The 26,766-nt window shown below is 56.6% G+C and carries 29 protein-coding genes and 2 pseudogenes; 19 read left to right on the forward strand and 12 right to left on the reverse strand.

Annotated features, from left to right (window positions below):
- Nucleotides 1-188: 188 nt before the first annotated feature.
- From EQW76_RS19595 to EQW76_RS19620, 6 genes are all read right to left on the reverse strand, one after another.
- Nucleotides 189-605, reverse strand: coding sequence for a GFA family protein (locus EQW76_RS19595; protein WP_142831625.1), 417 nt, complete (start codon nt 603-605; stop codon nt 189-191).
- A 40-nt stretch (nt 606-645) separates the two neighbouring features.
- On the reverse strand, nt 646-1,110 hold the full coding sequence (locus EQW76_RS19600; RefSeq protein WP_142831624.1) for an SRPBCC family protein: 465 nt from the start codon (nt 1,108-1,110) through the stop codon (nt 646-648).
- A 2-nt stretch (nt 1,111-1,112) separates the two neighbouring features.
- A complete protein-coding gene (locus EQW76_RS19605) occupies nt 1,113-1,427 on the reverse strand; it encodes a metalloregulator ArsR/SmtB family transcription factor (protein WP_142831623.1) in 315 nt (104 codons plus the stop codon).
- A 359-nt stretch (nt 1,428-1,786) separates the two neighbouring features.
- Nucleotides 1,787-2,218 (reverse strand): type II toxin-antitoxin system VapC family toxin, encoded by a 432-nt coding sequence (locus EQW76_RS19610; protein ID WP_142831622.1) that lies wholly within the window; start codon nt 2,216-2,218, stop codon nt 1,787-1,789.
- Nucleotides 2,218-2,517: a hypothetical protein gene (locus EQW76_RS19615; RefSeq protein WP_142831621.1), complete on the reverse strand. Its 300-nt coding sequence runs from the start codon at nt 2,515-2,517 to the stop codon at nt 2,218-2,220. Before EQW76_RS19615 ends, EQW76_RS19610 begins: the two co-directional genes overlap by 1 nt.
- A 143-nt stretch (nt 2,518-2,660) precedes the next feature.
- Nucleotides 2,661-3,554 (reverse strand): LysR family transcriptional regulator, encoded by an 894-nt coding sequence (locus tag EQW76_RS19620; protein WP_143123083.1) that lies wholly within the window; start codon nt 3,552-3,554, stop codon nt 2,661-2,663.
- A 97-nt stretch (nt 3,555-3,651) separates the two neighbouring features.
- Between EQW76_RS19620 and EQW76_RS19625 the strand changes: the two genes are divergently transcribed.
- Genes EQW76_RS19625 through EQW76_RS29860 form a run of 5 tightly spaced genes read left to right on the forward strand, consistent with a single transcriptional unit; the run spans nt 3,652 to nt 7,153 of the window.
- Nucleotides 3,652-4,068, forward strand: coding sequence for a cupin domain-containing protein (locus tag EQW76_RS19625; RefSeq protein ID WP_143123084.1), 417 nt, complete (start codon nt 3,652-3,654; stop codon nt 4,066-4,068).
- A gap of 5 nt (nt 4,069-4,073) precedes the next feature.
- Nucleotides 4,074-4,901: an SDR family oxidoreductase gene (locus tag EQW76_RS19630; RefSeq protein ID WP_143123085.1), complete on the forward strand. Its 828-nt coding sequence runs from the start codon at nt 4,074-4,076 to the stop codon at nt 4,899-4,901.
- Nucleotides 4,902-4,933: 32 nt separating this feature from the next.
- Nucleotides 4,934-5,920 (forward strand): aldo/keto reductase, encoded by a 987-nt coding sequence (locus tag EQW76_RS19635; RefSeq protein ID WP_143123086.1) that lies wholly within the window; start codon nt 4,934-4,936, stop codon nt 5,918-5,920.
- Nucleotides 5,921-5,935: 15 nt separating this feature from the next.
- Nucleotides 5,936-6,916, forward strand: coding sequence for an aldo/keto reductase (locus EQW76_RS19640; protein ID WP_143123087.1), 981 nt, complete (start codon nt 5,936-5,938; stop codon nt 6,914-6,916).
- A gap of 36 nt (nt 6,917-6,952) precedes the next feature.
- Nucleotides 6,953-7,153, forward strand: coding sequence for a hypothetical protein (locus EQW76_RS29860; RefSeq protein WP_224129430.1), 201 nt, complete (start codon nt 6,953-6,955; stop codon nt 7,151-7,153).
- Nucleotides 7,154-7,437: 284 nt separating this feature from the next.
- On the opposite strand, the pseudogene EQW76_RS29865 reads toward EQW76_RS29860, so the two are convergent.
- From EQW76_RS29865 to EQW76_RS19665, 5 genes and pseudogenes are all read right to left on the reverse strand, one after another.
- Nucleotides 7,438-7,782: pseudogene (locus EQW76_RS29865) on the reverse strand (NADH dehydrogenase ubiquinone Fe-S protein 4); the annotation flags it as partial.
- Between the two features lie 73 nt (nt 7,783-7,855).
- Nucleotides 7,856-8,365: an Hsp20/alpha crystallin family protein gene (locus EQW76_RS19650; RefSeq protein WP_143123089.1), complete on the reverse strand. Its 510-nt coding sequence runs from the start codon at nt 8,363-8,365 to the stop codon at nt 7,856-7,858.
- Nucleotides 8,366-8,460: 95 nt separating this feature from the next.
- Nucleotides 8,461-8,940 carry an Hsp20 family protein gene (locus tag EQW76_RS19655; protein ID WP_143123090.1) on the reverse strand — a complete coding sequence of 160 codons (480 nt, stop codon included), beginning with the start codon at nt 8,938-8,940 and terminating at the stop codon, nt 8,461-8,463.
- A 657-nt stretch (nt 8,941-9,597) separates the two neighbouring features.
- Nucleotides 9,598-10,128, reverse strand: a complete 531-nt coding sequence (locus EQW76_RS19660) for a phosphate-starvation-inducible PsiE family protein (RefSeq protein WP_142831620.1) — start codon at nt 10,126-10,128, stop codon at nt 9,598-9,600.
- 287 nt (nt 10,129-10,415) lie between these two features.
- Nucleotides 10,416-11,126 carry a haloacid dehalogenase type II gene (locus EQW76_RS19665; RefSeq protein WP_142831619.1) on the reverse strand — a complete coding sequence of 237 codons (711 nt, stop codon included), beginning with the start codon at nt 11,124-11,126 and terminating at the stop codon, nt 10,416-10,418.
- 951 nt (nt 11,127-12,077) lie between these two features.
- Here EQW76_RS19665 and EQW76_RS19670 point away from each other — a divergent pair.
- The 9 genes from EQW76_RS19670 to EQW76_RS19710 all read left to right on the forward strand — a co-directional run bounded on the left by EQW76_RS19670 (nt 12,078) and on the right by EQW76_RS19710 (nt 22,870).
- Nucleotides 12,078-13,709 carry an HWE histidine kinase domain-containing protein gene (locus tag EQW76_RS19670; RefSeq protein ID WP_142831618.1) on the forward strand — a complete coding sequence of 544 codons (1,632 nt, stop codon included), beginning with the start codon at nt 12,078-12,080 and terminating at the stop codon, nt 13,707-13,709.
- A 726-nt stretch (nt 13,710-14,435) separates the two neighbouring features.
- On the forward strand, nt 14,436-14,840 hold the full coding sequence (locus EQW76_RS19675; RefSeq protein WP_142831617.1) for a helix-turn-helix domain-containing protein: 405 nt from the start codon (nt 14,436-14,438) through the stop codon (nt 14,838-14,840).
- A 1,008-nt stretch (nt 14,841-15,848) separates the two neighbouring features.
- Nucleotides 15,849-16,193 (forward strand): metalloregulator ArsR/SmtB family transcription factor, encoded by a 345-nt coding sequence (locus tag EQW76_RS19680; protein ID WP_142831616.1) that lies wholly within the window; start codon nt 15,849-15,851, stop codon nt 16,191-16,193.
- On the forward strand, nt 16,183-16,689 hold the full coding sequence (locus EQW76_RS19685) for an SRPBCC domain-containing protein (protein ID WP_142831615.1): 507 nt from the start codon (nt 16,183-16,185) through the stop codon (nt 16,687-16,689). Before EQW76_RS19680 ends, EQW76_RS19685 begins: the two co-directional genes overlap by 11 nt.
- A 271-nt stretch (nt 16,690-16,960) precedes the next feature.
- Nucleotides 16,961-18,349, forward strand: a complete 1,389-nt coding sequence (locus EQW76_RS19690) for a diguanylate cyclase (RefSeq protein ID WP_142831614.1) — start codon at nt 16,961-16,963, stop codon at nt 18,347-18,349.
- A 601-nt stretch (nt 18,350-18,950) separates the two neighbouring features.
- The gene (locus tag EQW76_RS19695; protein ID WP_142831613.1) at nt 18,951-20,882 is read left to right on the forward strand and encodes a methyl-accepting chemotaxis protein; all 1,932 of its coding nucleotides are present in this window, start codon (nt 18,951-18,953) and stop codon (nt 20,880-20,882) included.
- Nucleotides 20,882-21,364: a chemotaxis protein CheW gene (locus tag EQW76_RS19700; RefSeq protein ID WP_142831612.1), complete on the forward strand. Its 483-nt coding sequence runs from the start codon at nt 20,882-20,884 to the stop codon at nt 21,362-21,364. The genes EQW76_RS19695 and EQW76_RS19700 overlap by 1 nt, the downstream gene beginning before the upstream one ends.
- A 276-nt stretch (nt 21,365-21,640) precedes the next feature.
- Complete coding sequence (locus EQW76_RS19705; RefSeq protein WP_142831611.1) at nt 21,641-22,522, forward strand: HD-GYP domain-containing protein; 882 nt, start codon at nt 21,641-21,643, stop codon at nt 22,520-22,522.
- Between the two features lie 138 nt (nt 22,523-22,660).
- A complete protein-coding gene (locus EQW76_RS19710) occupies nt 22,661-22,870 on the forward strand; it encodes a hypothetical protein (protein WP_142831610.1) in 210 nt (69 codons plus the stop codon).
- 688 nt (nt 22,871-23,558) lie between these two features.
- Here the strand turns inward: EQW76_RS19710 and EQW76_RS19715 are convergent.
- Nucleotides 23,559-23,903, reverse strand: a complete 345-nt coding sequence (locus EQW76_RS19715; protein WP_142831609.1) for a hypothetical protein — start codon at nt 23,901-23,903, stop codon at nt 23,559-23,561.
- 349 nt (nt 23,904-24,252) lie between these two features.
- Between EQW76_RS19715 and EQW76_RS19720 the strand changes: the two genes are divergently transcribed.
- The 5 genes and pseudogenes from EQW76_RS19720 to EQW76_RS19740 all read left to right on the forward strand — a co-directional run bounded on the left by EQW76_RS19720 (nt 24,253) and on the right by EQW76_RS19740 (nt 26,537).
- Nucleotides 24,253-24,501, forward strand: coding sequence for a hypothetical protein (locus EQW76_RS19720; RefSeq protein ID WP_142831608.1), 249 nt, complete (start codon nt 24,253-24,255; stop codon nt 24,499-24,501).
- A 39-nt stretch (nt 24,502-24,540) separates the two neighbouring features.
- Nucleotides 24,541-25,255 (forward strand): annotated as a pseudogene (locus EQW76_RS19725) (IS6 family transposase).
- A 255-nt stretch (nt 25,256-25,510) separates the two neighbouring features.
- Nucleotides 25,511-25,750 (forward strand): Arc family DNA-binding protein, encoded by a 240-nt coding sequence (locus EQW76_RS19730; RefSeq protein WP_142831607.1) that lies wholly within the window; start codon nt 25,511-25,513, stop codon nt 25,748-25,750.
- Nucleotides 25,747-26,175 (forward strand): type II toxin-antitoxin system VapC family toxin, encoded by a 429-nt coding sequence (locus EQW76_RS19735; protein WP_142831606.1) that lies wholly within the window; start codon nt 25,747-25,749, stop codon nt 26,173-26,175. Before EQW76_RS19730 ends, EQW76_RS19735 begins: the two co-directional genes overlap by 4 nt.
- Nucleotides 26,176-26,246: 71 nt before the next feature.
- Complete coding sequence (locus EQW76_RS19740) at nt 26,247-26,537, forward strand: hypothetical protein (RefSeq protein ID WP_142831605.1); 291 nt, start codon at nt 26,247-26,249, stop codon at nt 26,535-26,537.
- Nucleotides 26,538-26,766: the final 229 nt, after the last annotated feature.

Below are 26,766 nucleotides of genomic sequence, written 5' to 3' on the forward strand. Positions count from 1 at the left end.
TGCGCCGTCATTTTGGCCATTCGAGCTGCTTTTCGATCTCCTATAAGCTGACGGTCCACGGAATCGGCCTGTCTTCTTTTGCTAGTCGTTCCTGAAAAGCCGACTTTCATTTTAATGACTAGATGTCCCGATCGAGCTCTTATCGGACCCGTTAATACAGTTGCGAATTCGGGCTATTTCGGCGAAAATTATGAGGGCGGCATTCGCTCAAATGCCTGTAGCGAAGGATCTATCTTATCCCACACTTGGCCGCAGACACTATATGTGACGACTTGCGGATTGAACCTGCCTGGATCGTCGAGACTGGCAGCGTGTACCACTATCAGTTCCGGCATCGCGGCAAATGTCAGGTAAACTGGAGTTCCGCAGGCCGGGCAGAAGGCGTGTATCTTTTCATTTCCGCTTTCGCCCGCAACCCGCCAGCTTTTGGCCTCGCCCAAGATTGCCACATCGGCGCGCTGCGCGAACGTCAGATAGGATCCATGCCCGGTGCCGCTGCGTTTCTGGCAATCGCCGCATTGGCAGTGATTCTCGAAGATAGGTTCGCCCGCCGTTTCATAGCGGATTGCACCACAGGCGCAGCCGCCGGTATAGGCTTTGGTCATGACTATTCTTTCTGAGAGTGAGATTTGACGCCGCCTGAAATCAGGCCGCCTTTGTCTTGGCGAAGATGTCCAGACCCTTGCCGGTTTCGAGAAGGGATTTCAGGCTGGAGAGGACGGTTGGCCAGCCTTTGCTGATGCCGTTCGCCATGCCGCTGCCCGCAATTAGGTCGTCATGGGTGACAGTCAACCTGACCATATCGTCATACTCTACTATCTCGAAGGTCACACGGCTGTGACTGGCCGGATCGGTAGCCTGCGAAGCATTCGCCCAGGACATAACTAGACGGGTCGGCGGAGAGATCTCGATGATCTTGCCGACAAGTTCGACGGAGCGTTCATCATTGGCACGAATGTGTTCCCACTTCGATCCGATCTTCCAGTCGGAAATATTCTCGTGGCCCCAGTAACGGCTTGCGACATCCGGTTTCGTTATTGCCTCGAACACCTTTTCGGGCGTCGAGAGAATATAGGTTACATAAACAAAGCTGGTCGTCTCTCTGGTCATTGCTACTCTCCTTCCAGTTCTTTCTTCAAGTCGTGCAGCAGGCTGAGCCGCTGGCGTTCGAATTTCTGCACCCACCGCTCGTAGACTTCGTGCAGCGGCACTGGATTGATAAAATGCAGCCTTTCGCGCCCACGCTTGACCGTGCTCACCAGATTAGCATCCTCCAATATACCGAGGTGCTGCGTGGCGGATTGCCGGGCCATGTCCAGGGTTTCGCAGAGCGCGCTGAGCGTCTGCCCGTTCCTCTCGCAGAGAAGGTCGAGCAGCTTTCTGCGTGTCGGGTCGCCCAGCGCTTTGAAAACTTTGTCAGCGTGCATTGGTCTCAATCTGTACGAGTGCATGAATATGCAGGTAAATACCTGCATGTCAAGGGGCGGGTGGGAGCATGCGCCCGATCCGCACTCGTGAACTTCCAACTACAGATACAAGTGTCCGCTTACGGAGAGATTGTCACTTGTCGGCTATGACTGGGATGAAGTCGGAAGCAGGCCTAGATGCAGCTCGCGCTCTTTGGCAGCTATTTTAGCCTAGACCACCAAAGCCGGACAGTCGCGAAGCGGCCCCTGTCAGCCATTTCCGAAAGCAAATAGCTGCCCGCACACCGAAATTCGGCGCGAACGAATGAGCCAACGATGGGGTCGGCGGTTCGAGCCCCGTCAAGGCGAGTAGTTCGTGCTCAGCCTTTGCCGATGCGAAGCGGGTTGATTATCTCTATGCCGTAAAAGTCTTTCTCATTGTCGGTCACGACGATGCATCCGTTCGCCTGGGCGGTGGCCGCTATGATGGTATCAAGGCCACCGCGTGATCGCCCGATTGCTTTTCCCTCGGCCATCAATCGCGCCCATATGAGAGCTGCCGTTTCGTCAAAGGGTAGGATACGATTGGCGAAGAGACGCTGCGGCCCCTCATCACCAACAAACCAGCTCTCGAGAGAAGTACGCTTCTTGCCGGCGGGCTTCTCCAAGATGCCTTTATGGATTTCAGCCACAGTAAGTGAAGCGATAAAAAGACTATCGTCGGTCTGATCGGCCATCCATGTCATCAAAGCGACCGATGGCTCCGGCTTTGTGATGTTGCTCAGGATATTGGTATCGAGAAGGTAGCGCATTAAAGATCGATCTCACGACCTTCTTCACGTTGACGAGAGATTTCAAGGTTAGCGCCGACAAGTGGAGAGCGGCGAAGCGCTGCGAGAATTCCGCCTTTTTTTGGCGGTTCACCATTGATGGTATCATTTAAAGCCGCACGTAGTTTGACGGACTCCGGGCCATTTTCTGCGAGGCGGCGCGCTAACATTCTGATGAGGTCACGATCGGCGTCGCGGCCCATGACTTCGAAACGAGCGAGCCCACGGTCACTCAAGCGGGATCTGTAGTTTTGAATTGCGCGGGTCTGGGAACTAGACATTTTGACCTCCTAGCTATTCCCGGTAATATAGCTGGAAAGACCTCAGCGCACAAGACCAGCACTGGACTTGGCTAAGATTTGAAAGCCGGCGAATCTCCCGGTCGATGGTTCGATTCCTTTCAAGGCGGGCAAAGTGCGCGTCGCTAGCTTCGATAACGCAGAGCCTCCAGCAGGACGGCAAAGGCAGGTGAGGGCAAGCGCCGACTGGGGTAGTAGAGATGGTAACCGGGGAAGGGCGGGCACCAGTCTTCAAGGACGCGGATGAGACTGCCTTCGCTCATCGCCGACACTGCCATATCCGCAGTGACGAAGGCAAGTCCAAGCCCTGCGATGGCAGCTTTCAGCGATTGACTTCCGGTATTGAAAGTCAGCTGACCGTCGACGCGCACGTTAAGCGCCTGGCCGTCTTTCTCGAATTCCCAGGCATAGAGCCCGCCGAAGGTCGGCAGGCGTAGGTTGATGCAGTTGTGTCCGACCAGGTCGCGTGGCGTCAGCGGCCTCTCGCAATTCTCGAAGTAGGCGGGCGAGCCGACCAGCGCCATGCTGACCTCTGGGCTTACCCGCACCGCGATCATGTCCTTGTTGACCTGCTCGCCAAGACGGATACCGGCGTCATAACGCTCTGCCACGATATTAGTGAGCCCGTTATCGAGAATCACCTCCACCCGTATGTCGGGATAAACCGGCAGGATCTTCTGCAGGGCAGGACGTAGGATGGCATCGGCGGGATGTTCACTGCAGGTGATGCGGATTGTGCCGGCTGGACGGTCGCGGAAGTCGCTCAACGCCGCCAGCTCGCCCTCGATGTGATCCAGATCCGGCCCAATCGACAGCAGCAGACGCTCGCCCGCCTCGGTGGGAGCGACGCTGCGTGTGGTGCGGGTTAGCAGCCGGACCCCCAGGCGAGCTTCCAGCTCCCGGATCGTGTGGCTCAGCGTCGACTGGGAAAAACCGAGTTTGGCTGCCGCCTTGGTGAAACTCCGATCCTGCGCCACCGCGCGCAGGGCCAACAGATCGATGAGGTTCTCGCGCAGCATTCATGGCTCTCCGGCATATGTTCATGCGGATCATACCATCTAATTAGAATGATCGGGCAAGCGTATCTTACACTCATCAGACAGAAAGGGTGCGACAATGGATATCAAGCGCAACGGATCCCAGGCCTCTGCCAAAGGCCCGGCCGACTATTTCACTGGCACGGTGCGAATTGACGCGCCTTTCTCCGCTACGGCTCCGGCCCGCATTGGTGGCGCTACGGTCACCTTCGAGCCTGGCGCGCGCACAGCCTGGCACACCCACCCGCTCGGGCAGACACTTCTTGTCGTGTCTGGGTCCGGTCGTGCGCAGCGGGAAGGGGGTCCTGTCGAGGACCTCCGCCCGGGCGATATCGTTTGGTTCGCACCGGGCGAAAAACACTGGCACGGCGCCTCGCCCACCGCGGCCATGACACACATCGCCATCGCGGAAGCCCTCGAAGGCAAGGTCGTCGAGTGGATGGAGCAAGTTAGCGACGAGCACTACGGCCCCGCCCACGAACAATCAGGAAAGTGAGTCACATGACAGATGTCATTGTTGTAATTGGTGCCGGCTCGATCGGCCAGGCCATCGCCCGCAGGGTCAGCTCGGGCAAGCACGTGCTGCTCGCCGATCTGCGCATCGAGAACGCGGAGGCTGCCGCGAAGGTTCTCGCCGATGCGGGTTTCAAGGTCAGCACGGCCACGGTCGATGTAGCGTCGCGCGTTTCCGTCCACGCGCTTGTCGAAACCGCCGCCGGACTTGGTGACATGACAGGGGTCATCCACGCCGCCGGCGTGTCGCCGTCGCAGGCCAGTCCCGCGACGATCCTCAAGGTCGACCTGTATGGCACGGCACTGGTACTCGAAGAGTTCGGCAACGTCATCGCGCCCGGTGGCGCGGGGGCCGTGATCGCCTCCCAGTCGGGTCACCGCCTCGGCGCCCTCAGCGAGGAACAGAACGCGGCGCTTGCCACACTTCCTGTTGACGAGTTGCTCGATCTGCCGTGGCTGCAGGCCGACGTGGTCACCGATCCGCTCAACGCCTACCAGCTTTCGAAACGCGGCAATTCCCTACGGGTCATGGCGGAAGCGGTTCGCTGGGGTAAGCGCGGCGCCCGCATCAACACGATCAGCCCCGGCATTGTCATCACGCCGCTGGCCCGCGACGAACTGACCGGCCCGCGCGGCGAAGGCTACCGCCGCATGATTGAGTTGAGCCCAGTCGGCCGGGCGGCGAACCCGGATGAGGTCGGCCATGTCGGTGCGTTGCTGATGGGTCTGGAGGGCGCTTTCATCACCGGGAGCGACTTCCTGATGGATGGCGGCGTCACAGCTTCCTACCGCTATGGCGAACTGGCGCCGAAGTAGCCTCCACTCAACCAATCCGAAAAAACACCATCATGTACACACGTAAACTTGGCAACCTCGACGTCTCGGCCATCGGTCTCGGCTGCATGGGCCTCAGTTTCGGCCTCGGCCCGGCCACCGATCGCACAGAGGCCATTCGCGTCATCCGGACTGCTGCAGACCGGGGCGTGACACTGTTCGATACGGCAGAGGGTTATGGGCCCTTCACCAACGAAGAACTGGTTGGTGAAGCCCTGCAGCCAGTGCGGGAAGAGGTTCTCATCTGCACGAAATTCGGCTTCAAGATTGATGACCAAGGACAGATCGTCGGCCTCGATAGCCGGCCAGATCATATTCAAGACGTTGTCGATGCGTCGCTGAAGCGCCTGCGCACCGACCATATCGACCTGCTGTATCAACACCGCGTCGATCCGGCTGTGCCTATCGAGGAGGTCGCTGGCGCCGTTATGGACCTCATTGGCGCAGGCAAGATCAGGAACTTCGGGCTGTCAGAAGCCAGTGTTGCCAACATCCGTCGCGCGCACGCCGTGCAGCCGGTGACCGCCATTCAGGACCACTATTCACTCTGGATGCGGGAGCCGGAGACGACCAAGTTCGCTCTCTGCGAGGAACTGGGCATCGGCTTGGTGGCGTGGGGGCCGCTGGGCCAAGGTTTTCTGACCGGTGCCATTACCCGCGGCATGACGTTCGATGACCCGAACGACCTGCGCAGGGATTTCCCGCGCTTCACGCCCGAAGCACTGGAAGCCAATTTTAAAGTCGTCGATTTCCTCAAAGACCTTGCCACCCGCAAGAACAGCTCACCGGCACAGATCGCACTTGCATGGCTGCTGGCTCAGCAGCCCTGGATCGTGCCGATCCCCGGCGGCACGCGGGTTGCCCATCTCGACGACAACCTGCCAGCTGCAGACCTCAAGCTGACCGAGGACGACCTGCGCGAGATCAACGACGCGTTCGCCACCATAGACATTCAGGGGGCACCTCTTTCCGAAGGGCTGGATGCCGCTATCGACCGCTAAACAAGGAGAAACACGATGAAGACACGTATTCTGGGAAGCAGCAGATTGGAAGTTTCCGCCATCGGGCTCGGCTGCATGGGGATCAGCCAATCCTACGGCACGCCCCTCGAGGTTGCTGATGGGGTCAAGCTCATCCGGGGCGCCTTCGAGCGCGGCATCACCTTTTTCGATACCGCTCAGGTTTACGGTCCCTACAAGAACGAAGAGGTTGTCGGCGAGGCGCTGCAGCCGATCCGCGACAAAGTGGTGATCGCCACCAAGTTCGGATTTGATATCCCTGGCGGTGGCGCCGTGAACAGCCGGCCTGAACTCATTCGCAGCACCGTCGAAGACAGCCTCAAGCGCCTGCGGACGGACCATATCGACCTCCTCTACCAGCACCGGGTCGATCCGAACGTGCCGATGGAAGACGTGGCCGGCACGGTCAAAGACCTGATTGCGGAAGGCAAGGTCCGCGCCTTCGGGCTGTCGGAAGCGGGTGTCGCCAATATCCGCCGCGCCCATGCTGTCCAGCCAGTCACCGCGCTGCAGAGCGAGTATTCACTGTGGTGGCGGGAGCCGGAAGAAGGGATCATTCCCGTGCTGGAAGAACTGGGCATCGGGTTCGTACCGTTCAGCCCGCTGGGCAAAGGGTTCCTCACCGGCACGATTGATGCTGGCACGAGCTTCACTCAGAACGACTTCCGCAATTGCGTCCCGCGCTTCAGTGAGGCAAACCGTGCCGCCAACCAGGGCATCGTCGATACGCTGGCCGGGATCTCGAAGGAAAAGGGCGTGACACCTGCCCAGCTCGCACTAGCGTGGGTGCTGGCGCAAAGCCGGACGTTCGTGCCGATCCCCGGCACGACCAAGCTGCACCGCCTGGATGAAAACATTGCGGCGGCGGACATCATTCTGTCAGCGTCCGACCTCGCTGCGATCAATGATGCCGTGGCCGGCATTGCCATCCAGGGCGAACGCTACTCACCCCAGCAGCAGGCCCGGATCGACCGATGACCGTCGGTAATCCGAAAGTGCTGGTGCTCGGGGCCAATGGACAGTTGGCCCGCGGTCATAGCCGGCGGCAACTCGGGCGTCGGCTTCGGCATCGCTCAGGAATTTATCGCCCAGGGCGCGACCGCCGTGATCACGTGGAGGAACCAGGAGCTAGCAGCACGAATGCTAACGCGTCGATCCGGAATTATCACCACACCGTTCTTCAAGGAGCTTGCCGAGCTGTTGGGGATCAACTGACACGACAGTCTTGCCTCGAATCCCGATATGGTCGACAGCACCTTTCGCGGTGGCGGACGTCGTAACGCCGATCTATGCCGTTCGCCCGGATGCCGAGGTGCTAGCGCTTGGGCTCGCCGAGGCCGTTCTGGCGGACAAGCCGAATTGACCGAAATCCGTGCGCTGCTTTTGTCTGGAGCGCTATGGCCCGGCTTTTCGTACGATCGGCGACAGAGGTGGCGTTCGGCCGGGAGACCCGGCTTGTCCAAAGCTATCCGCCTGGCGCTGGTCGACGGCGTTACCGGACGCTGCACGACATAGGTCAGACCCTGTCGCTCGGCATAGCGGATGGCCGATCGCAGGGTCGGGAATGCCAGCTCTACCTGTGTGAGCGTGTCGTTGCTGCCCGTATAGCCCATCAAAGGCTCGATGAACGGCGCGCTACGGCGCTCGAAGACGAGCAGCCAGCCGTTCATTCGCGCTTTGCTCGATGTCATCGCCGAGCGTGATGGTTTAGAAATGTGGGCGACGGCATCTCCGGGAAATACAGAGCGGCCGAAAGCTGGACGATTCCGCCGGTTATCATTGGAGGCCCGGCCGAAGGATGCCGGTCTTTTGCTTGGGTGATGTGTCTCTCTGATAATCTCCATCATCTATCCCTCCCTGTTGGCGAAGGATGCCGGCGGCCCCCAATAAGGCTGACCGCCGGGCTGGTTGGTCCGGTTAGCTCTTGATGGCGATCCGCTTGACCTGCGTCTGCGCCGTCTCAGTCTTCGGCAAGGTCACGGTCAAAACGCCGTTCCTAAAGCTGGCATCGACCTTGTCTTCATCGACCTCGACGCCGACCGGAATGCGGCGCTCAAAACGGCCGTAGTAGCGCTCGGAGAACTGACGATCCTTGTCCTCGCTCTCGGAGCGCTTCTCGCCCTTCAGCGTCAGCACGCCGTCGTTGAGCAAGACTTCTATGTCCTTTTCTTCAAGGCCCGGCACTTCGGCGGTCACCTTGATCTCCTTCTCAGTGTCGGAGATCTCGACGCTTGGCCAGCCGATGCCGAACGCGGCGCCGTTGCCGAGGGATGGCAGGCCAGAGCCGAAGCCACGGAACGCGTCATCAAACAAGCGGTTCACCTCGCGGTGAAGCGACAGGAACGGATCGCGTTCGTCATTTCGCAGGAGACTGGGAGCCTGGTTGCCGTCGTTGCGGCGCCAGGGAATCAGATCACGAACACTCATGGTTTTTCTCCTTTCTCTTGGTTCACTTGGTAAAGCGGTGCTGTGGCGCCGGGCAATGCCCAGCACGTTTCTGCAAGCTAGGCTATTGTGGGAGCCTATGCCGCCTGCTTCTCGGCCTCGATCTGCTTCGTCTCGCCTTTGGGCCGCGCAATCGCGGAGCTGATCTCGATCCGGCGCGGCTTCTTTGCTTCAGGGATTTCGCGCTTGAGATCGATGGCCAGCATACCGTTTATCAGGTTGGCACCCATGACCTTGACGTGATCGGCGAGCTCGATGCGGCGCCTGAAGTCGCGTCCGGCAAGGGCGCGATGCATATACTGGCTGTCATCCTCACTCGCCTTCTGCCCCAACACCACGAGCATGTTTTGCTCCTGGGTGATGTCGATTTCGTCCTGCGAGAAGCCGGCCACCGCCATGTTGATGCGGTAGTCGTCCTCGCCAGTCTTGGCAATGTCGTAGGGAGGCCAGTTGTCGATCGTCTCGGCGCGGCTTGCTGCGCCGAGCGCATCCAATATCCGGTCGAAACCAATGCTCGACCGAAGCACAGGTGCATAGTCGAAAGTAGTGTTTCTCATAGCCACATCCTCCATTGAAGCAACATGGGTACAAGTTTCGATTTGTGTCGCGGATATAACCCATCGTGCGACGGCACCGGACCCGATGGGGCCTCGGATGACTACGATTTAGTTTCAGCAATTTGGCTGTTCAAGAGGTTGCCAACCGGTACCGCAATACTTTTTTCTAAATGGCGCACTCCTATCTCAGACAGCGCAATTCCCCTTAAAGCGGGAGGAAAGGGTGATGAAACGAAATCACTACCATTCATGGTCCCGCGACGTGAGCTGAAGGAAACGGTGCAATCGGCGCAACACAACCTACGTCGAAGGCAAAGCCTGCCGCCAATGCCCAGCTACCTGCATTAGAAGCGAGCTTGCACCACCCAGGCCGTGCATCAAAATAACGAGGTGTTGCGTTCGCGATCAAGATCAGGCGACTCATTGCCGAACGTGTCTGAAGCCACTCGGTTGCCCAAGTTCCGGCCGGAAGGATTTATGACGACCAGACCGCTCAGGGTCACCGCCGGCACAGCAATTAGGAAGAGCGGGCTCGATCGCAACATCGAATTTCCTCGTAAAGCGCACGGAACCCGAATTCGACAGTTTGGTTACCGTTCAACAGGATCAGATCCAAAATTGTTCGTTGCCGCCGTCTGCCTGCTACGGTCGACGATCTTATCGTGAACTTGGTCGGCAACGCTCTTCCAAGGCATCCTTCCGGTCTTGGTCGCGCACCAGCCAGTAGACCGCACCAAGCGATAGTATCGCGACGGCCAGGCCCAGGATTGTCAGCGGTTCCGTGGCCGAGGCATCCAGAATTATAAACTTCCTTCCCAGCGCCAGTAGGGCGATGAGTACCACGGCGCGGGCCTGGACGATGTGTTCATGGCGCTTGAGGACGCTGATGATCGAGTGATTAAATTCTAGCGCGATCAACACCGTAAAGATCATGCCGAAGACGGTCTGGAAAACGCTGTGATCGGCCGGGTCGATAATGCCCTGCGCAACTAACTGGAAAACCCGGATCGACAACCCCGCCAATGCAGCGATGACCACGAGGCTGATCAGGGCTGTCAACGCAACGATTACCAGTTGCTCGAAACGCTCGTAGAGGCTGAGGGCTGACCAAGAGCGACGGATGTCGCTCAGTGCATCATTTGGATCTGAGATTCTGTTTTTACTCTGATGGTAGGCCTCGTCTATCATCTCTTCCGCCTCAGCTGTTATTGAACTGAACGGTAGTATTTGGCTTCCATAAATGGCAAAAACAGGGAACCTGCCACGAGCACTGCGGTTGTTCGATCAGATACCCCCCTGAGGATCGGGTCACCTGAAAGCGAAAAGTCTTCACGTGACCTGTAGAGCCTGCCGGCGAAGAGCTCGCTCTGCGGAATGATATCGTCAAGCACCATGCCCCTGAGCCCGGACGCCGCTAGCCGAGGGCCAAGGCTCCCCATCTACGCCAGACGGAAGATCTTCCACGCCGGGCAGCGTCATGCTGGCAAGAGCAATGCGGCCACCCCGTTCAAATCTGAGACCTCTGCATAGGGCCGCCAATCTGAATTGCCTACCTCCCGCCGCCGGTTCACCCAGATGCCGCGCAGACCCAATTCGTGTCGCGCCTTCATATCCCAGTACATTCCCATCGCCACATGCACCGTCTCGCTTGGCGTCACGCCCATCTCGCGGTAGGCATACTCGAACAACTGGCGCGACGGCTTGTACGCTTGCGCCTGTTCCGCGGTGATGACGTAGTCGAAGGGTACGCCGATGCGCGCAACGGTGGGCGCGATGAGATCGTCGTCAGAGTTCGTGAAGATCGCGAGCTTATAGCGCTCGCGCAGTCGACGCAGGACATTCGGAACCTCGGGGTGCGGACCCATCACCATCGGTGACGACGCAATGCGATCGATTTCGGCTGCGGTCGGCGTCAGGCCATGTTCGGCGAATGCTGCAGCGAAGCCGAGGCGCAAAACATCCTTGTAAAGCCGGTGCGGCCTCTCCGCCGTCAGCCGTTGCCCTTGCGCGGAGAAGCTTTCGAGAATTTTGGTTGCGCTGGCGCCGCCCGCATCATGCGCTGTCAGTATTGCACCGATCTCGCGCAGAAGTACTTCGTACCACTGCACGAGCGTGCCATAGCAATCGAAGGTAATAACCTTCGGCGCGGGATCGAGAGTGAACATTAAGGCGTTGGGGTCGGGCATCGAATCTTGCTCCTCGAAACATCGCTTCCTATCTCAACGAGACGAACTCACCACAGCGCTGGTACGCTATTGAACATCCTGGTCGCCACTCACTGACCAACCTTGCCTACTTTCTTATGTCGCCCCGCCGTCCCGTGCTTCTATGAAAGCACGCCCGTTGCTCGATGTCATTCCGCGTAGGGAGCGAACTGCCGTGCTGTCACTCTCCCGTCCGTGCTCAGGTCGTTCTGCACGCCAGCGGACAGAAAACATTTGGCGGAACAGTGGAATTCAAAACTCATTGTCTATTCGAGATCGCAAGCGTGTCAACTGGGCACGATGGGGATGGTGAATACGGGGATTTTTCCAGTTTCTTCCCGTAGCCAACGAAACGGCAGCCGAGCGCCCGACCCATCCGCCTGCGGTCTCGTCTATGGTCTAGCGAGTGCAGCTTTCCACCTGGCGGGAGCTCCGTGTCTCCCTCCATCCTTTGAACGGCGGCAATAATTTTCCGGACAACAGCCTCCATCTTAGCCAGTCAGCGAGCGAAGACCTCGGTGTATAGTGTGTCAGCCTTGCGCTCGCATCCTTAAGAGCGGCCGATAGATCAAATATCTCGTCTCTTGCCATCTTCTCGGTCATCGAAGCGATTTCTGTATATTCATTTTAAGCGTGGTTGCCATGAGTAACATAGCGATGGTCACTCGCTCGCCCGTTACTAGCTTTCTGGTTCTCGAAGACACGCCTCACGGGCTCCGGCAAATACTGCAAACTTCGTACGGCCTGTGAGAGGGCCCTCCGTTATCGTTGCCATGGCGCTGACTTCGGGAAGTTTTTCCTCTTGTTTAAGAGTTTGTCCCGTGTAAATGCGGATGACAAGACCTGGCTACTTCAGGGGAGGACGGGAACATCGCTAAGGCTCGGCTATCTCGCCGCCTATTCCTATTGACGTCGCTGGCCCTGGCCCCGGCGATGGCGATCCTTTTCTACAATGTTGCGTCTACCCGCATAGTAAAGGAGCGCGAAATTCAGGTTGAGGCCCTGCGCTCGGGTGAACTGGCTTCGTTGGAAATAACGCGGATCATCGATGGCTTGCAGAACGTGATGGCCACCCTGGCAGCTGCTCCGGTGGTTCAGGTATTCAACGTCGATGGCTGCAACACTTATTTGCAGCGCTTGGGCAAGAGCCTGCCGCAGTTTGCCAGCCTCGGTGTGGTCGATAGTGGTGGCACCGTGCGCTGTATTCAGGACGGGAAGGGCTTGGGCATCACAATTGGCGACAGGCCTTATTTTCGCGAAGCCATGAGCAAAGGCACCTTCGTTGTTGGCGAATTCACCAAGGGTAGGGTCTCCGGCACCAACGTTCTGCCTTTGGCATTGCCGATCACGGCTGACACGGGAGGCATCTCCGGCATCGTGGTCGGGGCGCTGGATCTGAATTGGCTGGCGGCACGCCTGAAAGAGCGCGATTTTGGTCGTAACAACGCACTGACCGTCGCGGATCGCAACGGCGTCATCCTGGCGCGGGAACCGTTCCCCGACAGGTTTGTCGGCACTCTAATCCCTAGCGCATACCTGGGGCTAGTCAGCGCTTTTGCTCCCGGCACACTGGAAGTCAGCAGCCAGGACGGGACAAACCGCATCCTTGGCTATTATCCGCCTGCAAGTAATGCGGCAGGCCTTTATGTCAGTGCCGGCATCTCTACCGCTGACTTCTATGCCGACCTGAACCGCTCGACCTACATCAGTCTGGCGATCGTTTTCCTGGGTGTCATTGCAGCCTATTTTCTAGCCTGGTTCACAAGCACCCAACTCGTGCGTCGGCCGGTTAGCCGGTTGGTCACAACCATCAAGGCCTGGCAGAAGGATGATGTGGGAGCGCGCACCGGCATGGACGAACGGGATGGCGAGTTCGGGGTGGTTGGCTCGGCGATCGACCGGTTCATGGATGAGCTTGTTGCCGCCCGCCAGGAGCGGCGGCGCTCCGAGAAGCAGCGGGAATTGCTGGTTGGCGAACTCGACCACCGCGTCAAAAACCTTTTGACGACTGTCCAGGCGGTTGCTCGGCAGACCTTCCGGGACCACGAGCGCACGGACGAAGCGCTTGAAATTTTCAGCAAACGACTGACCGCGATGAGCGGAGCCCATCAGTTGCTGATGAAGGACGACTGGCAAGCTGCCAGTCTTGCCGAACTCGTGGCGGCAGCCGTCACACCCTTCGATAATCCGGAGGCGTCTCAGTTCAGCGTCTTGGGGCCGGATCTGACGATTCACTCCAAAGCGGCCTTGGCGCTTGGGATGGCCCTGCACGAGATGTGCACCAATGCCGTCAAGTACGGGGCCTTGCGCGAGCCCTCCGGCCGTATCAGGATCACTTGGTCTTCTGGCTCTGAGACCGGCGCTCCCGACCCTGAGTTCCGGTTCACCTGGTCCGAGCATGATGGCCCACCGGTTCGGCCGCCCGAGCGAAAAGGGTTTGGATCAAGGATGATACAGCAGATCCTGGCGATCGAAATGGCGGCTGATGTCCATGTTGATTACAAAGTGACTGGTGTTGTCTGTCAACTCACGGCGCCATCTGCTGGATTGCGAGCCGCAAGATAATTACGCCAGGCGCTGCCCGTCAGGGGCGGCTCCGGGTTTCCAATCGTCCAGCCGATGCCGTTCCTCTCGAGAGCAACATCTCCCATATACTTCACCGCTGTCGGGCAGTTCGCAGCTACCGCGCCATGTACGCGGTCGCGGTCGAAATCGAGAATTCGGACACGCCAGTTGAAAGCCTCAAACAATCGGCTTCTAAAGTCGCGACGACACTTAGACCTATAATTGATCATCCTTTTGCCCCAGCGGCCACTCTCAGAGACGCCGACGAATCTTTCAAGGTGCTCACGAGAATCATTAAGACGATCGTACGTGAGTAGCTGCGGCTAGGGAGCAGAATCCTGATATTGCCTTCCAGTACGTCGCTTCGATGTAGCGTCGGCTTCGCCTCAATCGTCTCGGGTTACTCCATGACACAACTGCTGAAAGCGCTAGCACACCCGCAGTCGGGTTTTCTGTCTTAGCTGTTTATGCCACATCCTATGTCAGTCACTCCACCCGCAGTCGACGCGCAGTATTCTTTTTAAAACGGCCTCCCATCGCTGTTTCGGCAGTTTGATTTGGTGCCAGGCGTGGGATGCGGCCGTGCAACTCACGTGAACCGAAAGGGACCGGGAGAAGCGGCTGGCAAGTGATGAAATTGGTATCGCGTCCCCAACATCGATGAAGTTTTGCGGAACAGAGTGTAGTAGATACCCATCACCTTCCATCAAGATTAGGACGACCGCTATGACCAAAGTCCCCAATGCCATCGATCTGCAGGTGGGCGCAAATATGCGCTTCCTACGCGTCCGCCTAGGCATCTCTCAGGAAACCTTGGCGGAGCATCTCGGCGTAGCGTTTCAGCAGGTTCAAAAATACGAAAAAGGGGCGAACCGGATCAGTGCAAGCAAAATTGTGATGACCTGTCGCCTGTTTGGCTGCCCCATCGTGCACCTGTTCTACGGTGTCGAAGACGTCGACTTGGGTGCTGTGACTACCCCCCGTGCCAAGGACCAATCCAGCACTGCAATAAAGGCGATGAAACTGTTCGATACTATTCCGGGAAAGCAGCGGACCGCACTACTCGCACTCATTCGCTCGCTCGCGGTGTCTGATTTGGCATCCGAAGATGAGGATGGATCCCATGACTAGAGCGTCGCGCGGCCTTTTTGAATCCGGCGATTTCCCTTGGCTTCGATTTATAATTCAACATGGCAGGAGGACTTGCCATGTCACGCACCTACTCTTTGGATCTTCGCCAGCGGAACGTTAATGCGATAACGCAGGGCGCAACGCGTCGGGCAACCCAGCGGCAGTGGCAAATTGGGCCCTTAGTAGGATGCTATTATCATCAACGTAAAGGCGAAACGGGACGTAACCATGCCCGACCTGGTGGCATGGCTGGAAAAGAATAATGGTGTGAAGGCGTCGAACCTGTCAAGCTACTTTACCGGGGCCTTAGAAAACGTATGGCCCGTCCCGCTTGCATGAGGATTGTACGATTTGCTGATCAGTCAGCGTCAACGTATACGGTCTCATGAGGAGCCTCATTGCCAATGATGACATCCGCACGTTCAGAGCCCCAATAAACACTTCGGCAACCAGTGCCATTTTTTAACCTGGCTTTCCAACCGCCGCTCGACTGTCAGGCCATCATCACGATCCTTCCTGCAAACCTCGTTGGGCTGCGCGGGTGCGCAGCCTATCCGATTAAACAGCTACCGGTTAAGAGATTCTTCGTCTGAAGTTGGATTGCGGTGCCACATCGGATTTCGCCATGGCGGGTGCGGGACAATATAGAGGGAAGAGGATCAGCGTCGGTGTCCGCCCGGAAAGGCAGGCAGTTAGTCCGTTAGGGTTCCATAAATGGGCGTTACGGTACAATTCATTGATTTCGTTTGAAAAACGTTTGATGCGTGAGTGGTCAAAGGTTCCGATCCTTTCAAGGCGTTCACCTTAAACTGCAACTAACTTATTTCATTGGGACAGATTTCGGCCTTGCGGTAAAAGCCGGCTATTCTCTCTTGCAGGCCTTCTGGAGGCCATTGGTCATACACGCGACCGTCCCGCGTCCGAAAGCCATCCCCGTCATCAATCAATTTTATACTGACCAAAACTTAGCCATTGACCTAAGTATCTTATTCGCGCATAGTTAGCTTTATGGCTAACCAAACTATGGCTCTCAACTCGGTCTTCCACGCACTTGCGGATCCCACCCGCAGGGCGGTCATCCAGCGTCTGACCAAAGGCCCGGCAACGGTGAGCGAATTGGCGGAGCCGTTCGACATGGCGCTGCCGTCGTTCGTCAAACATATTGCGGTGCTGGAGGAGTCGCATCTGATTGTCTCGCGCAAACAGGGGCGCATCCGGACCTGCAGTCTCGAAAGCGGGAACTTCGTCGCGGCCGAACGCTGGTTCGATGACATACGGGCGCAATGGGAAAGCCGGTACGAAAACCTAGACAATCTATTGCTAACATTGAAAGGAGACAAGAATGACGTCTGATTTACGCTTTGAATTTTCCGCCGACATGACCAGCAACGTGATTAAGGTGGTACGGGAGTTCGATGCTCCCCACCTGCTCGTGTGGGACTGCCACACCAAACGCGAACTGCTCGACCGCTGGTTTGCGCCGAAGCCTTTGACCACAGAAACGAAGCACATGGACTTCCGCGAGGGTGGATACTGGCACTATGCCATGATTACCCCTGACAACCAGAAATTCTGGAACCGCTTGGACTATAAGACAATCACGCCAATCGACGGCTACACGGCCCTGGATGGCTTCTGCGACGAGACCGGCGCCGTAAACCCAGACATGCCGGGATCGCATTGGGACGTCAGGTTTGCTGGCGCCAGCCAGCGCACGCTGGTCACAACCGTTGTTCAGTACGCCTCGTCAGAGGCTCTCCAGACGGTTATCGACATGGGCATGAAAGATGGCATGGCTTCGACCATGGAGCGCCTCGACGAATTGCTGCCGGTACTGCTGGCGGGCTAACAATAGGCCTCAATCCAAGGTCATACAGGCACTATTGGCTGCCAGTGTGACCTATGAATGGCGCCCGAGCACAAGTGTACTTGTGAAATCAACACAAACTAAAGCAGCCGTGTGCTTAAAAATACAAGGTCGGCAGCTCAGTTCCCTTCAGGGCCACAGGCTTTGGTAGAAGTCCGACAAACTTTCGTGTTTGAGATAACTAGATTGAAAGGACTGCCGGCTATCAAGTCCTAGCTCTTGGGTGAGCGATCCCTTATCGATACGGCCTCGTATGCGTTTCGTTCGTTTCAAACTGGTTGGCCCGACTATTCTCGGCATGGCTGTCCTTATCGCCGGTATGGCCGCCATTTCCTATTTCGGAGTAGGGCGGCTAGATGCGGAGACCCGGCGACGGCAGGAAATGTTGGTCGAACGGAACGTCTCTATCTGGATCAGCGAGGTTGAATTTTCCCTGACTGCCTGGACGGTCTGGGACGAGGCAATCGCCAATCTCGACAATGTGTTCGATCGCTCATGGACTGACCGCAACATTGGCGCATCTTTGATCGGTACATCGCGTACACGTGCGGTCATCGTGCTAGATGCCACCGATAAGATCATCTATTCTAAGACGGATGAGACCGTGCAGGGTCTGTCGTATTTTGTCAGGGGGCCATCGTCGATCGCAAAGGACGCGGCTGAGCTGGTGAAAGGCGTTCGCATAAGGGAGCAGCAGCACAAGCAACCCGGGATTCCTCAACCGATTGCGGTAAGCCGGATCATGGTCATCGGCGACGAATCTGTTCTCCTTTCCGCAAGCCTGTTTCAACCGGACTTCGGGACGTCGAAGCCCAAGGGACCGCGTGGACCCATTCTGATCACTGCCATGCCGATAGCGGGCACGCTGCAGGGCGTTTTCGGGGAGCGGTTCGATCTGGACGACGCACGCATCGAGCCCCTGGGTGAGGTCTCGCCGGACCGGGCGAGGGCTGCAATTGCGGTAGGGCCACAAGGCGAGGTCGAAGTCATATCATGGCGTTCACCAACTCCGGCAACCGATATATTGTGGCAGTCGTCTCCCCTGATTGTCACGGTAGGCCTGGTCCTAATTATAGGATCGTATCTGATGATCAAAACGTCCCACTCCGCCGCCCAGTCCCTTCTGGGACGCGAACGTCAAATGCGCCATGCCGCGACCCATGACTTTCTTACAGGTCTTCCAAATCGATTTTTGTTGGATCTGGAGTTCGTCGCTTGCACGAGCGCTGGTGTGACGCAGGTGATATGTCTCGATCTGGATGGCTTCAAGGGTGTAAACGATCGCCACGGTCACGCGACTGGCGATGAGTTGCTGCAAGTGGTGGCCGAGCGGCTCCGATCTGGGACACGCGGCTTGGATCGGATTTTCCGTCTTGGTGGCGACGAGTTCGCGATATTCATGCCCTGTATCTCGACCGAGGAAGCCAGAGAGGCTTGCCAAAGACTGTCAGCCTTGCTCGCAGCGAAGTTTAAGTTGTCGATTTGTGAGGTTTCGATCGGGGCATCATTCGGCATAAGCCAAGCTGATGAAAGAACGCCAAATTGTGATGCGGCGCTGAAAGCCGCAGATGCCGCGCTGTACCATGCAAAGTCGGTTAAACGCGGTAGTGTGGTGGTGAATGGCGATTTGAGCCGCACTTGACTGACAAAGGCAGGCCATCTTCCGAAGGAACGTATACCACCTGCGGCGCCTTCAACGTCAGATAGAGCGGCATCCTTTCGATGAGAGAAGGTGGTTAAAGCATCCGCGTTCTCGACGTTCAACACTTTGCCCGTATTCGCACCAAGGGTTTAGTGTGCATAGGTTATCGTAAGCACCGACATCGAGTAACTGCGCTAACGTTCCCATTCATCAGAATGACTTCGTATTTCTTGAAGAAATGTTTTAGCCGGCAAATTTGCCTTTATTGATTATTAATTTCTTTTCGTCAAACTCTTACTATGGAGTAATGTACTCTGTACAATATTCTGTCTTAGTCGCAGTGGGGCTGCGCTTCGATTTCCAGGGGCAGGCAAAATAATTTGTCTCCTCCTGTTTTGTACTGGTAGTCGGATCACGAACGTTCGCTAGGTCTCAAAAACCTATCGCGTATGCCTCAACATCTGATTTGCCCCACTTCGGATGCATGACGCAAACCGTTCCAAAACATCAAAAAATCCATGTCAAGTCCCTGTCTCATTGGGTAGCAGAGTTCCGTCTGCGGCTGAGCATTCACGGGACGACCTCTAAGGGACTTCGGCTAATGCTCGCCTTCTTCAATAATATGAGAATTCTTCGTAAGATCGCTCTGACCCTAGTTGCGTTGATGATTGTCAGCCTTGGGGTGAGTGCGATTAGTCTTCAGTCGCTCTCGGCGCAGAAGCAGGCCGCGGGATGGAGTGACCACACCTATAAAGTTCTTGGCGTGTTGCAAAACATCGTCGAGGCGATGGTAAACCAAGAAACGGGGATGCGCGGTTATGTCATCTCCGGTGATGAGAAGTTCCTCGATCCACAAAAGGCTGGCGCTGCCGTCTATCTCGACAGTCTGTCTCAGATACGCACACTGACCTCTGACAACGCCGTTCAGCAAAGACGCCTCGACGAACTCGACGCGATGGTCAAAACCTGGACGCAGAAGGTCGTTAATCCGGAACTGTCGCTGATGAAGAATGCCGCGACCTATGAGCAAGCTCGCCAGATTGAAATCTCAGGTGCAGGCAAGGCATCCATGGACGGTATTCGTGCAAAGATCAAAGAGATGGCTGGTGATGAAGCTGGCCTTCTGGTCACGCGCGCTGCAACGGCGGATGCAGCCGCATCCACTGCGCAGTTAGCAATCTTCGGCGGAGGCGCTGCCATGCTGCTCGTGGCTGTGATCGGAATGTTTATTCTCAATCTCGGTTTGGTACGACCCATCAATGGTATCAACGTAACGATGAAGATGCTTGCAGGCGGTAAAACTGACCTTGTTATCCCAGGCACTGACCGCAAGGACGAAGTCGGCGAGATGGCAGCCGCTGTCGAGGTGTTCCGCGCCAATGCAGTGACCACGCTGCGCCTTGAACACGAGGCTGATGCGCAACGAAGCCTGACCGAGGAAGAGCGCCAGCAAAAGGCGGCAACCGACCGGGCTCGCAGTGAGGCCATGTCACAGGCGACATCCGGTCTCGGTGAAGGCCTGAAGCATTTGGCTGATGGTGACTTGACCTTCCAGCTGACCGCACCGTTTGCTGCAGATTTCGAAACCCTGCGTGAAGATTTTAACTCTGCCGTCGGCCAACTTGCCGAAACGATGCGGGCCGTCGCGGAAGCAACGGGCGCCATCGACAATGGTAGCCGTGAGGTCAGCGCCAGTGCCGACGATCTCTCCAAGCGCACCGAACAGCAGGCTGCATCCCTTGAAGAAACTGCCGCTGCTCTCGACCAGATCACTGTCAACGTTGCGAATTCCTCTAAGCGCGCCGATGAGGCCCGCAGTGTTGCGGTTCGAGCTAACGAGAGTGCGGCCCAATCCGGCAAGGTGGTTGCCGATGCCGTCGACGCTATGCAGAAGATCGAGCAGTCTTCAAACGAGATTTCCAATATCATCGGCGTCATCGACGAGATCGCCTTCCAGACTAACCTCCTGGCGCTGAATGCCGGGGTCGAGGCGGCGCGAGCCGGAGAGGCGGGCAAGGGATTTGCTGTGGTGGCGCAGGAAGTGCGCGAATTGGCGCAAAGGTCAGCGAAAGCAGCAAAAGAGATCAAGGAGTTGATCCGCAGCTCCTCGGCCGAGGTCCAAAATGGGGTCAAGCTGGTCAGCGACACGGGCGCGGCGCTTAAGACGATCGAAGGTTACATCGTCACCGTCAATCAGCACATGAACTCGATCGCGACATCGGCAAAGGAACAGTCCGTCGGGCTCGGCGAGGTCAACACTGCCGTCAACCAGATGGACCAGGTGACTCAGCAGAATGCGGCTATGGTCGAGGAAACCAGCGCTGCGGGCGCGTCGCTTGCCAATGAAAGTGGCAGATTGCGGGAACTAATTTCGCAGTTCCAGCTTGGCAGTGCGTTACGCCAAACGGCAGTGGTCATGGCGGCAGGGCACATGCATCGTCCTGTCACCTCTCCGGTAAAACGTCTGGCGGGAAAGGTCGCCAAAGCATTTTCCGGTAACGCAGCGGTCAAGGAAAGCTGGGAGGAGTTTTGATGACCGGTTCGGGCTATAGCGCGATCAACACAGGCGAGATGCTTGAGATCATCGCCTTCCGACTGCACGATCAGGAGTTTTGCGTCCGCACGACAGCCATCCGCGAGATCCGCGGATGGGGTCCTGCCACTCCGATCCCCCATGCTCCCGCCGATGTGATCGGTGTCATGAACTTGCGCGGGACAGTCATTCCAATCATCGACTTTGCCAACAAGCTTGGGATGGAAAGCACCGAACCGAACGAGCGAAGTGCCATTGTTGTTGCGGAAGTTCACGGAATGGCGATGGGGTTGATCGTAGACGGCGTCTCCGACATCCTGACGATCGCGGCAAGTCTGCTCCAACCCGTTCCGGAAGTTAGCATTTCCAGCGGTATGCGGTATGCCGACGGCATCATTACGCAGCCGGCTGGCATGATCTGTTTTCTCAATCTGGAGCGCATGTTTGAGAATACAGAAGCGTCGAACCTACTCGCCGCATAGTGCTCGTTTAACCATCCTCATAGGACGACAGTGGTATGGCGACCATCATCGCATTTCCCGTCAAGATGACGCCGGTTAACCAACCGGGACATGATACGGAAAGCTATTCGTTTTATGAGATCGCACTTGCCGAATTGGTACGGAAACCCGGGCGCAACTGGCCCTCCTGCATGCCATGCCGGGGGGCTTAGGGCTCCGCATCGACGCTGCTGATATATCGAGAGTAAACGTGAAGTAAAAGTCGCTTCAGCGCATCAGATCATAATAGGAGCGATCATGAAAGTCACCGAGTTGCCCTCAACGAAGGGCCTTAACTTGGGTCACCGGTTTCTGATTGAAGCAGAAATTGATGCCAACGCGCTGAGGGCTCCCGAGCGAGTGATTACTCCAACCATTAACAGAACGAAGCCAAACGTTCAGGCTTCGCGCACTGAGCATCAAAAGGAAGCCCCAAAGAGGAGCCTTGCCAAGAGCAGAACGACTGCTGGCAAGGCGACAATCATGCAGACGACTGAGCTGCTAAGAGGTGTTTTTGACAAAGCACAAATTTCCGGTATCGCTTTTGAAGCAGTCGCCCCTATCGTCGATATCTTGGTGAAATCCATCACGGACGACCCAAACCTATTGATCAGCATGACGCGCCTGAAATCCAAGGACGACACGACATTTCTTCATTCGATTGCCGTATCGAGCCTTATGATCCGGTTAGCCCGCTATCTGAAATACGACGAAAACACGGTTCATCTCCTCGGCATAGCCGGACTCCTGCACGACATCGGAAAGATCGAAATACCGCTCGGTATTCTTGTTAAGGCTGGCGCCCTTGACGATAGCGAACTCAAATTGATGCAGCAGCACCCGGCTATAGGACACGAGCTCCTTCAGCGGAATGGTAGCATGCCGGATGTCGTGTTGGATGTTTGTCTACATCACCACGAGCGATTGGATGGAAGCGGCTATCCAAAGGGGCTTATGGAAGACCAGATAAGCAGGCATGCGCGCATTGCCGCAATTTGTGATGTCTATGATGCGCTGACCTCAGCGAGGCCCTACCGGAAGCCCTGGAGTCAAGGTAAGGCGGGAGCTTGGATGCTGGACAAGGTTGGGGTTTTCGATCGAAAGCTTCTTTTTAAGTTCCTTGATGGCGCGTTGCTATGAAGGACCCGATAAACTCAACGGGATGAGTACGCCGGGTGCTGGTGGCTTGGCATACCGGCATCTATTTGGCAACTAACTCATGCCTTGGCTCAGTTATTCATACCGCTAAAGTGCGAGTCCGGGAGATAGGTATTTCCAATGAGTGAACTTCTAGAAGTCGAATCGTTTGGCTACAAAGGCGACCTCGTCGAGACGTATTTTATCCCTATTCATCAAATTTGCGCCATCCGAAATAGTAGAAACGGATGTTGGGTTCACGTGGTGGGTATGACGGCTAATGCTAAACCAATGGCGCTAAGATTAAAAATCGACTTTTCAGAGCTCAAGGCTCTTTTTGAGAAACTGTGAACAGACGGCAGACTGTGCCGATTCAGTAAGTCTCAGCGCGATTTAGGGATATTTCATCAAACACGTATAAACAGACATCTGTCCTATCAGGCACTTACCCATGTGAGCAGGGCAACGCCGCGCGACCATTTCACATTATCTGCCGAGTACGGGTTATACTGGTTTTGAAGAACAGTATAACGCTGGAGTCGAGCCTATGAAGTCAATCATGCGATGCGGTGAGCATCCTAATTGAGTGACGATCAAAGGGAATTGCCTTGCGGCGGATCTCCTACGAAATAAATGCAGATGGCAGATGCATGCCACCTGCGCGACTTCTCGACATGCCATAAGAGTTCCATAAATAGCCGTTACGCCCCTCGGCAATTACGGGGTCGCGGTTCAGATCCGTTCAAACGCAAGTAGTGATCTCAGTCTCTTCCAAGCTTCCCTATCAGCACACGGTTACCCTCGCGGTTGCCGCAGGTACACCGAAGCTTGCTACCCATGTACCTAAGGTATTGATTCCCATAGCGTTGGATAAATGCGCTTTTGTCCAGCCAAACAGTCTTCCCGCATATTCCGCATTTGGCTCCCAGCACTTCCCATTCCTTCAAGATCCGGATGGTGTCAAAATCGTAGCCATCGAACTCCCGAAAAATTGCAGGTTGAAATGGCGCCAACTCAACGCCGCGACGGTGTCTCATTTTCAAGCCTCCCGCTGGAAGTGGGGCTGCCATCCTTGAGCGAAAAAGCTACTGAGGATGCCGGGCGCCGTCGGAAGCTCGTTCTGTTCGAACGTGGCGTCCTCAATCACGGCGCGAAGCGCAGCGATCGCATCCCGCCCGTAAGCGGCAACCAAGTCTCTCACCAAGCATTCTTCGAACAAATCAATATCATCATGGCAACCAATAGCTGACACGTCGGCACTCCCCAAAATGTAAGACACAATCCCAATCGCGGAATATGTTCCTATTTTGTTCCCTGCCGCTGAGAGAGTCAATCGGGCCTGAAAAAAATGTTTCGGCACGAACTTTTCCTCGAAGTCCGGCAAGATTTCTCAACAACCTGTCAACAACCTGATAGTGTGCCGCCAAGGGTGGTGACGCGATTGAGCGTCAGGGTTGGGGGTACGTCGTGGACGTTCGGAGCGAGGAATACGTAAAGCTGGACATCAATGTTCCAACTTCGTTTCTCCAATTTTTGGCAGACACAATAGTCCGTCTCGGGTTCCTGTATCCGGCGGCCCGTTTCTTCGTTGAAGCAAACCAAGTAGCGATCGAATGCCCCACAGAGGATGCTAACGCGATCCGACGCGATTTAAATTTCGGTTTGTATCGGCAAAAGGTCTACAGCGACAATCTTGCGCTTCGGACAAGGGTCATGGAAGGTGTGATGGGCAAATGACGGTGTTTCCGTTGAGATTCCGGCACGCTGCAGGCGAGGGCTTGTTGTTCGCAGATGATGCCGGCGCCTACTTCAGGTCTGACGAAGCTTTCCTAGAACGGTATGCGTATGACCAGCTCAGCGCCCACGACGCTCGATTTCTTTCCGAAAATGGCCATAGCTTCGCGGTAGAGGACGATCTCGATTTCACCGCCTTTGCCTACCCGGTGGGCCAGGAGGCTACATGCGCCAACCGGGCGTCGTAACGTTAACCGCGCGGCGATTTGCCTGTGCGATTTTGCGGCATGACCCAAGCCGTTCGTGATCCCATTTATCGCCGCCACCGGTTCCCGGCTGAAGTGATTGCCCAGGCCGTCTGGCTCTATCTTCGTTTTCCGCTCAGTCTGCGGATGGTCGAAGACTTACTGGCGGCGCGCGGGATCATTGTCTCGCACCAGACAGTCCGCCTTTGGGTCGAGAAATTCGGTCGCCACTTTGCCAATGAAATCCGGCGTCGGTCAGCCGGAAAGCTTGGCGACAAATGGTATCTCGATGAAGTCGTCATCTCCATCGGCGGCAAGAAGCACTGGCTGTGGCGGGCCGTTGATCAGGATGGCTTTGTTCTCGATGTGCTGGTGCAGAGCCGCCGTAATACCAAGGCAGCCAAACGTCTCATGCGAAAGCTTCTCAAAGGACACGGTCACGCACCCCGTGTGATGATCACCGACGAACTCCGATCCTACGGCGCGGCCAAACGCGACATCATGCCCGGCGTCGAACACCGTTCGCACAAGGGATTGAACAACCGGGCGGAGAATTCACATCAGCCGACACGACGGCGAGAGCGCATCATGAAGGGCTTCGTCAGCTCGACATCTCCAGCGTTTCGTCTCCATCCATGACCCGGTCGCCAATCTCTTCCACATTCCACGCCACGATATCCCGTCCCACCATCACCGTGAACTGAGAACCGCAGCCATGCAAATGTGGAGTGAGGTCGCGCGACTGCAAGCTGCGTGAGAGGAATCGGCACTTGCCAATCTTGGCCGCAGCCCTTTAACTTTACGGTGCCGACAGATGTGCAAAAAACGGGTCATTGGGTTTTTGAGCAGTTCAGCCGCCACCAGCTACAGTGCCCGCGCCCCGGCGTTCCGGGGCATCACCCAATGATTTGCCCCGCTCCGGCCGGCTTTTTTGTCTCGACAGGGAGGGGCAGCCTTGCTTGCATATATAAGAACTGATATCATTCGCAGCAGTTAAAGGAGGTGCAATACCATGGCATCTATCACGATCCGAAACGTGCCCGACGAAGTGCATCGGGCGCTTCGGGTGCGCGCTGCTCAGCACGGTCGCAGCGCCGAGGCGGAAATTCGCATCATCCTGGAACAGGCCGCCAAGCCGGAAGGCCGAGTCAAACTCGGCAGCCTGCTCACACAAATAGGCCAGGAAGTCGGCGGCCTCGATCTGACGATCGAGCGAGACCGCACCCCGTCGCCGCCGGTGAGCTTTGAATGATCCTGCTCGATACCAACGTTATTTCCGAGCCGCTCAAGTCGCAACCCGATCCACGGGTGGCCGCATGGATCGATACGCAGGCCGTCGAAACCCTCTACGTCGCTGCGATCTCACTCGCGGAATTGCGCTACGGCATCGCCGTGCATCCTGACGGCAAGAAGAAACAAGCCGCGCAGGAAAAGCTTGATCGGTTGATGCTGCCTTTGTTCCGGGGCCGCATCATGCCGTTCGATGAAGCCGCCGCCCAGGCTTATGCCGAGCTGCGGGCCGCAGCGGCGAAGAAGGGCAAGGCGATCGGCGATTCAGACGGCTATATCGCTGCCACGGCCAAGGCGAATGGTCTGATGATCGCCACCCGCGACACCAGCCCTTTCGAGGCCGCCGGCCTGACTGTCATCAATCCGTGGGAGGCATCTAATGGCTGAAAAACTAACGCCTTCCGATCCAGCGGCGGCATGACGCGCAACAGTGCGGCGCAAAGATTCGGGGATAGACCATGATCGATTCGAGCATCATCGGGGTGAAGAATCTCAGGGATGGAGACAACATCAAAGACTTCTTCAACAGATTCTATAAAAGTGATCTCGCGCGGGACTTTGGGGTCTATCGTCTGTCACTGGACGTTCTTCGAGAAGAAATCCAAAAGCACATCGTAGAACACGGCCTTTCGGCGCTGTTCTACAACACCGTAACTTGCGACGAGATAATGCATCCGAAGCTTCACACCGATCAAATCGAGGGGATCGTTCTAGGGATTATGCAGAGGTTGGATGGAGTGAAGCACTGACATATGAACGCGTCCTGATAGTCCCGACCGCGCCCATCGCTAAGTTCATCGCATCTGGTGCCTATCTAGAGGCAAATTCCGCTTCCAGCTTCTACGTCGCAGTTACGAGAGCGAAGCGGAGCATTGCGATTGTTCTGGATAAGGCAGGCTCATCTTCGTTGCCTTTCTGGAATCCAACGGGGGCGAAACAGGAGGTACAGGCTGACCCCAGAAATAAATGTTCCAGCCA

The sequence above is a fragment of the Rhizobium sp. rho-13.1 genome (assembly GCF_007000305.1).
Taxonomy (GTDB): Bacteria; Pseudomonadota; Alphaproteobacteria; order Rhizobiales; family Rhizobiaceae; genus Rhizobium; species Rhizobium rhododendri.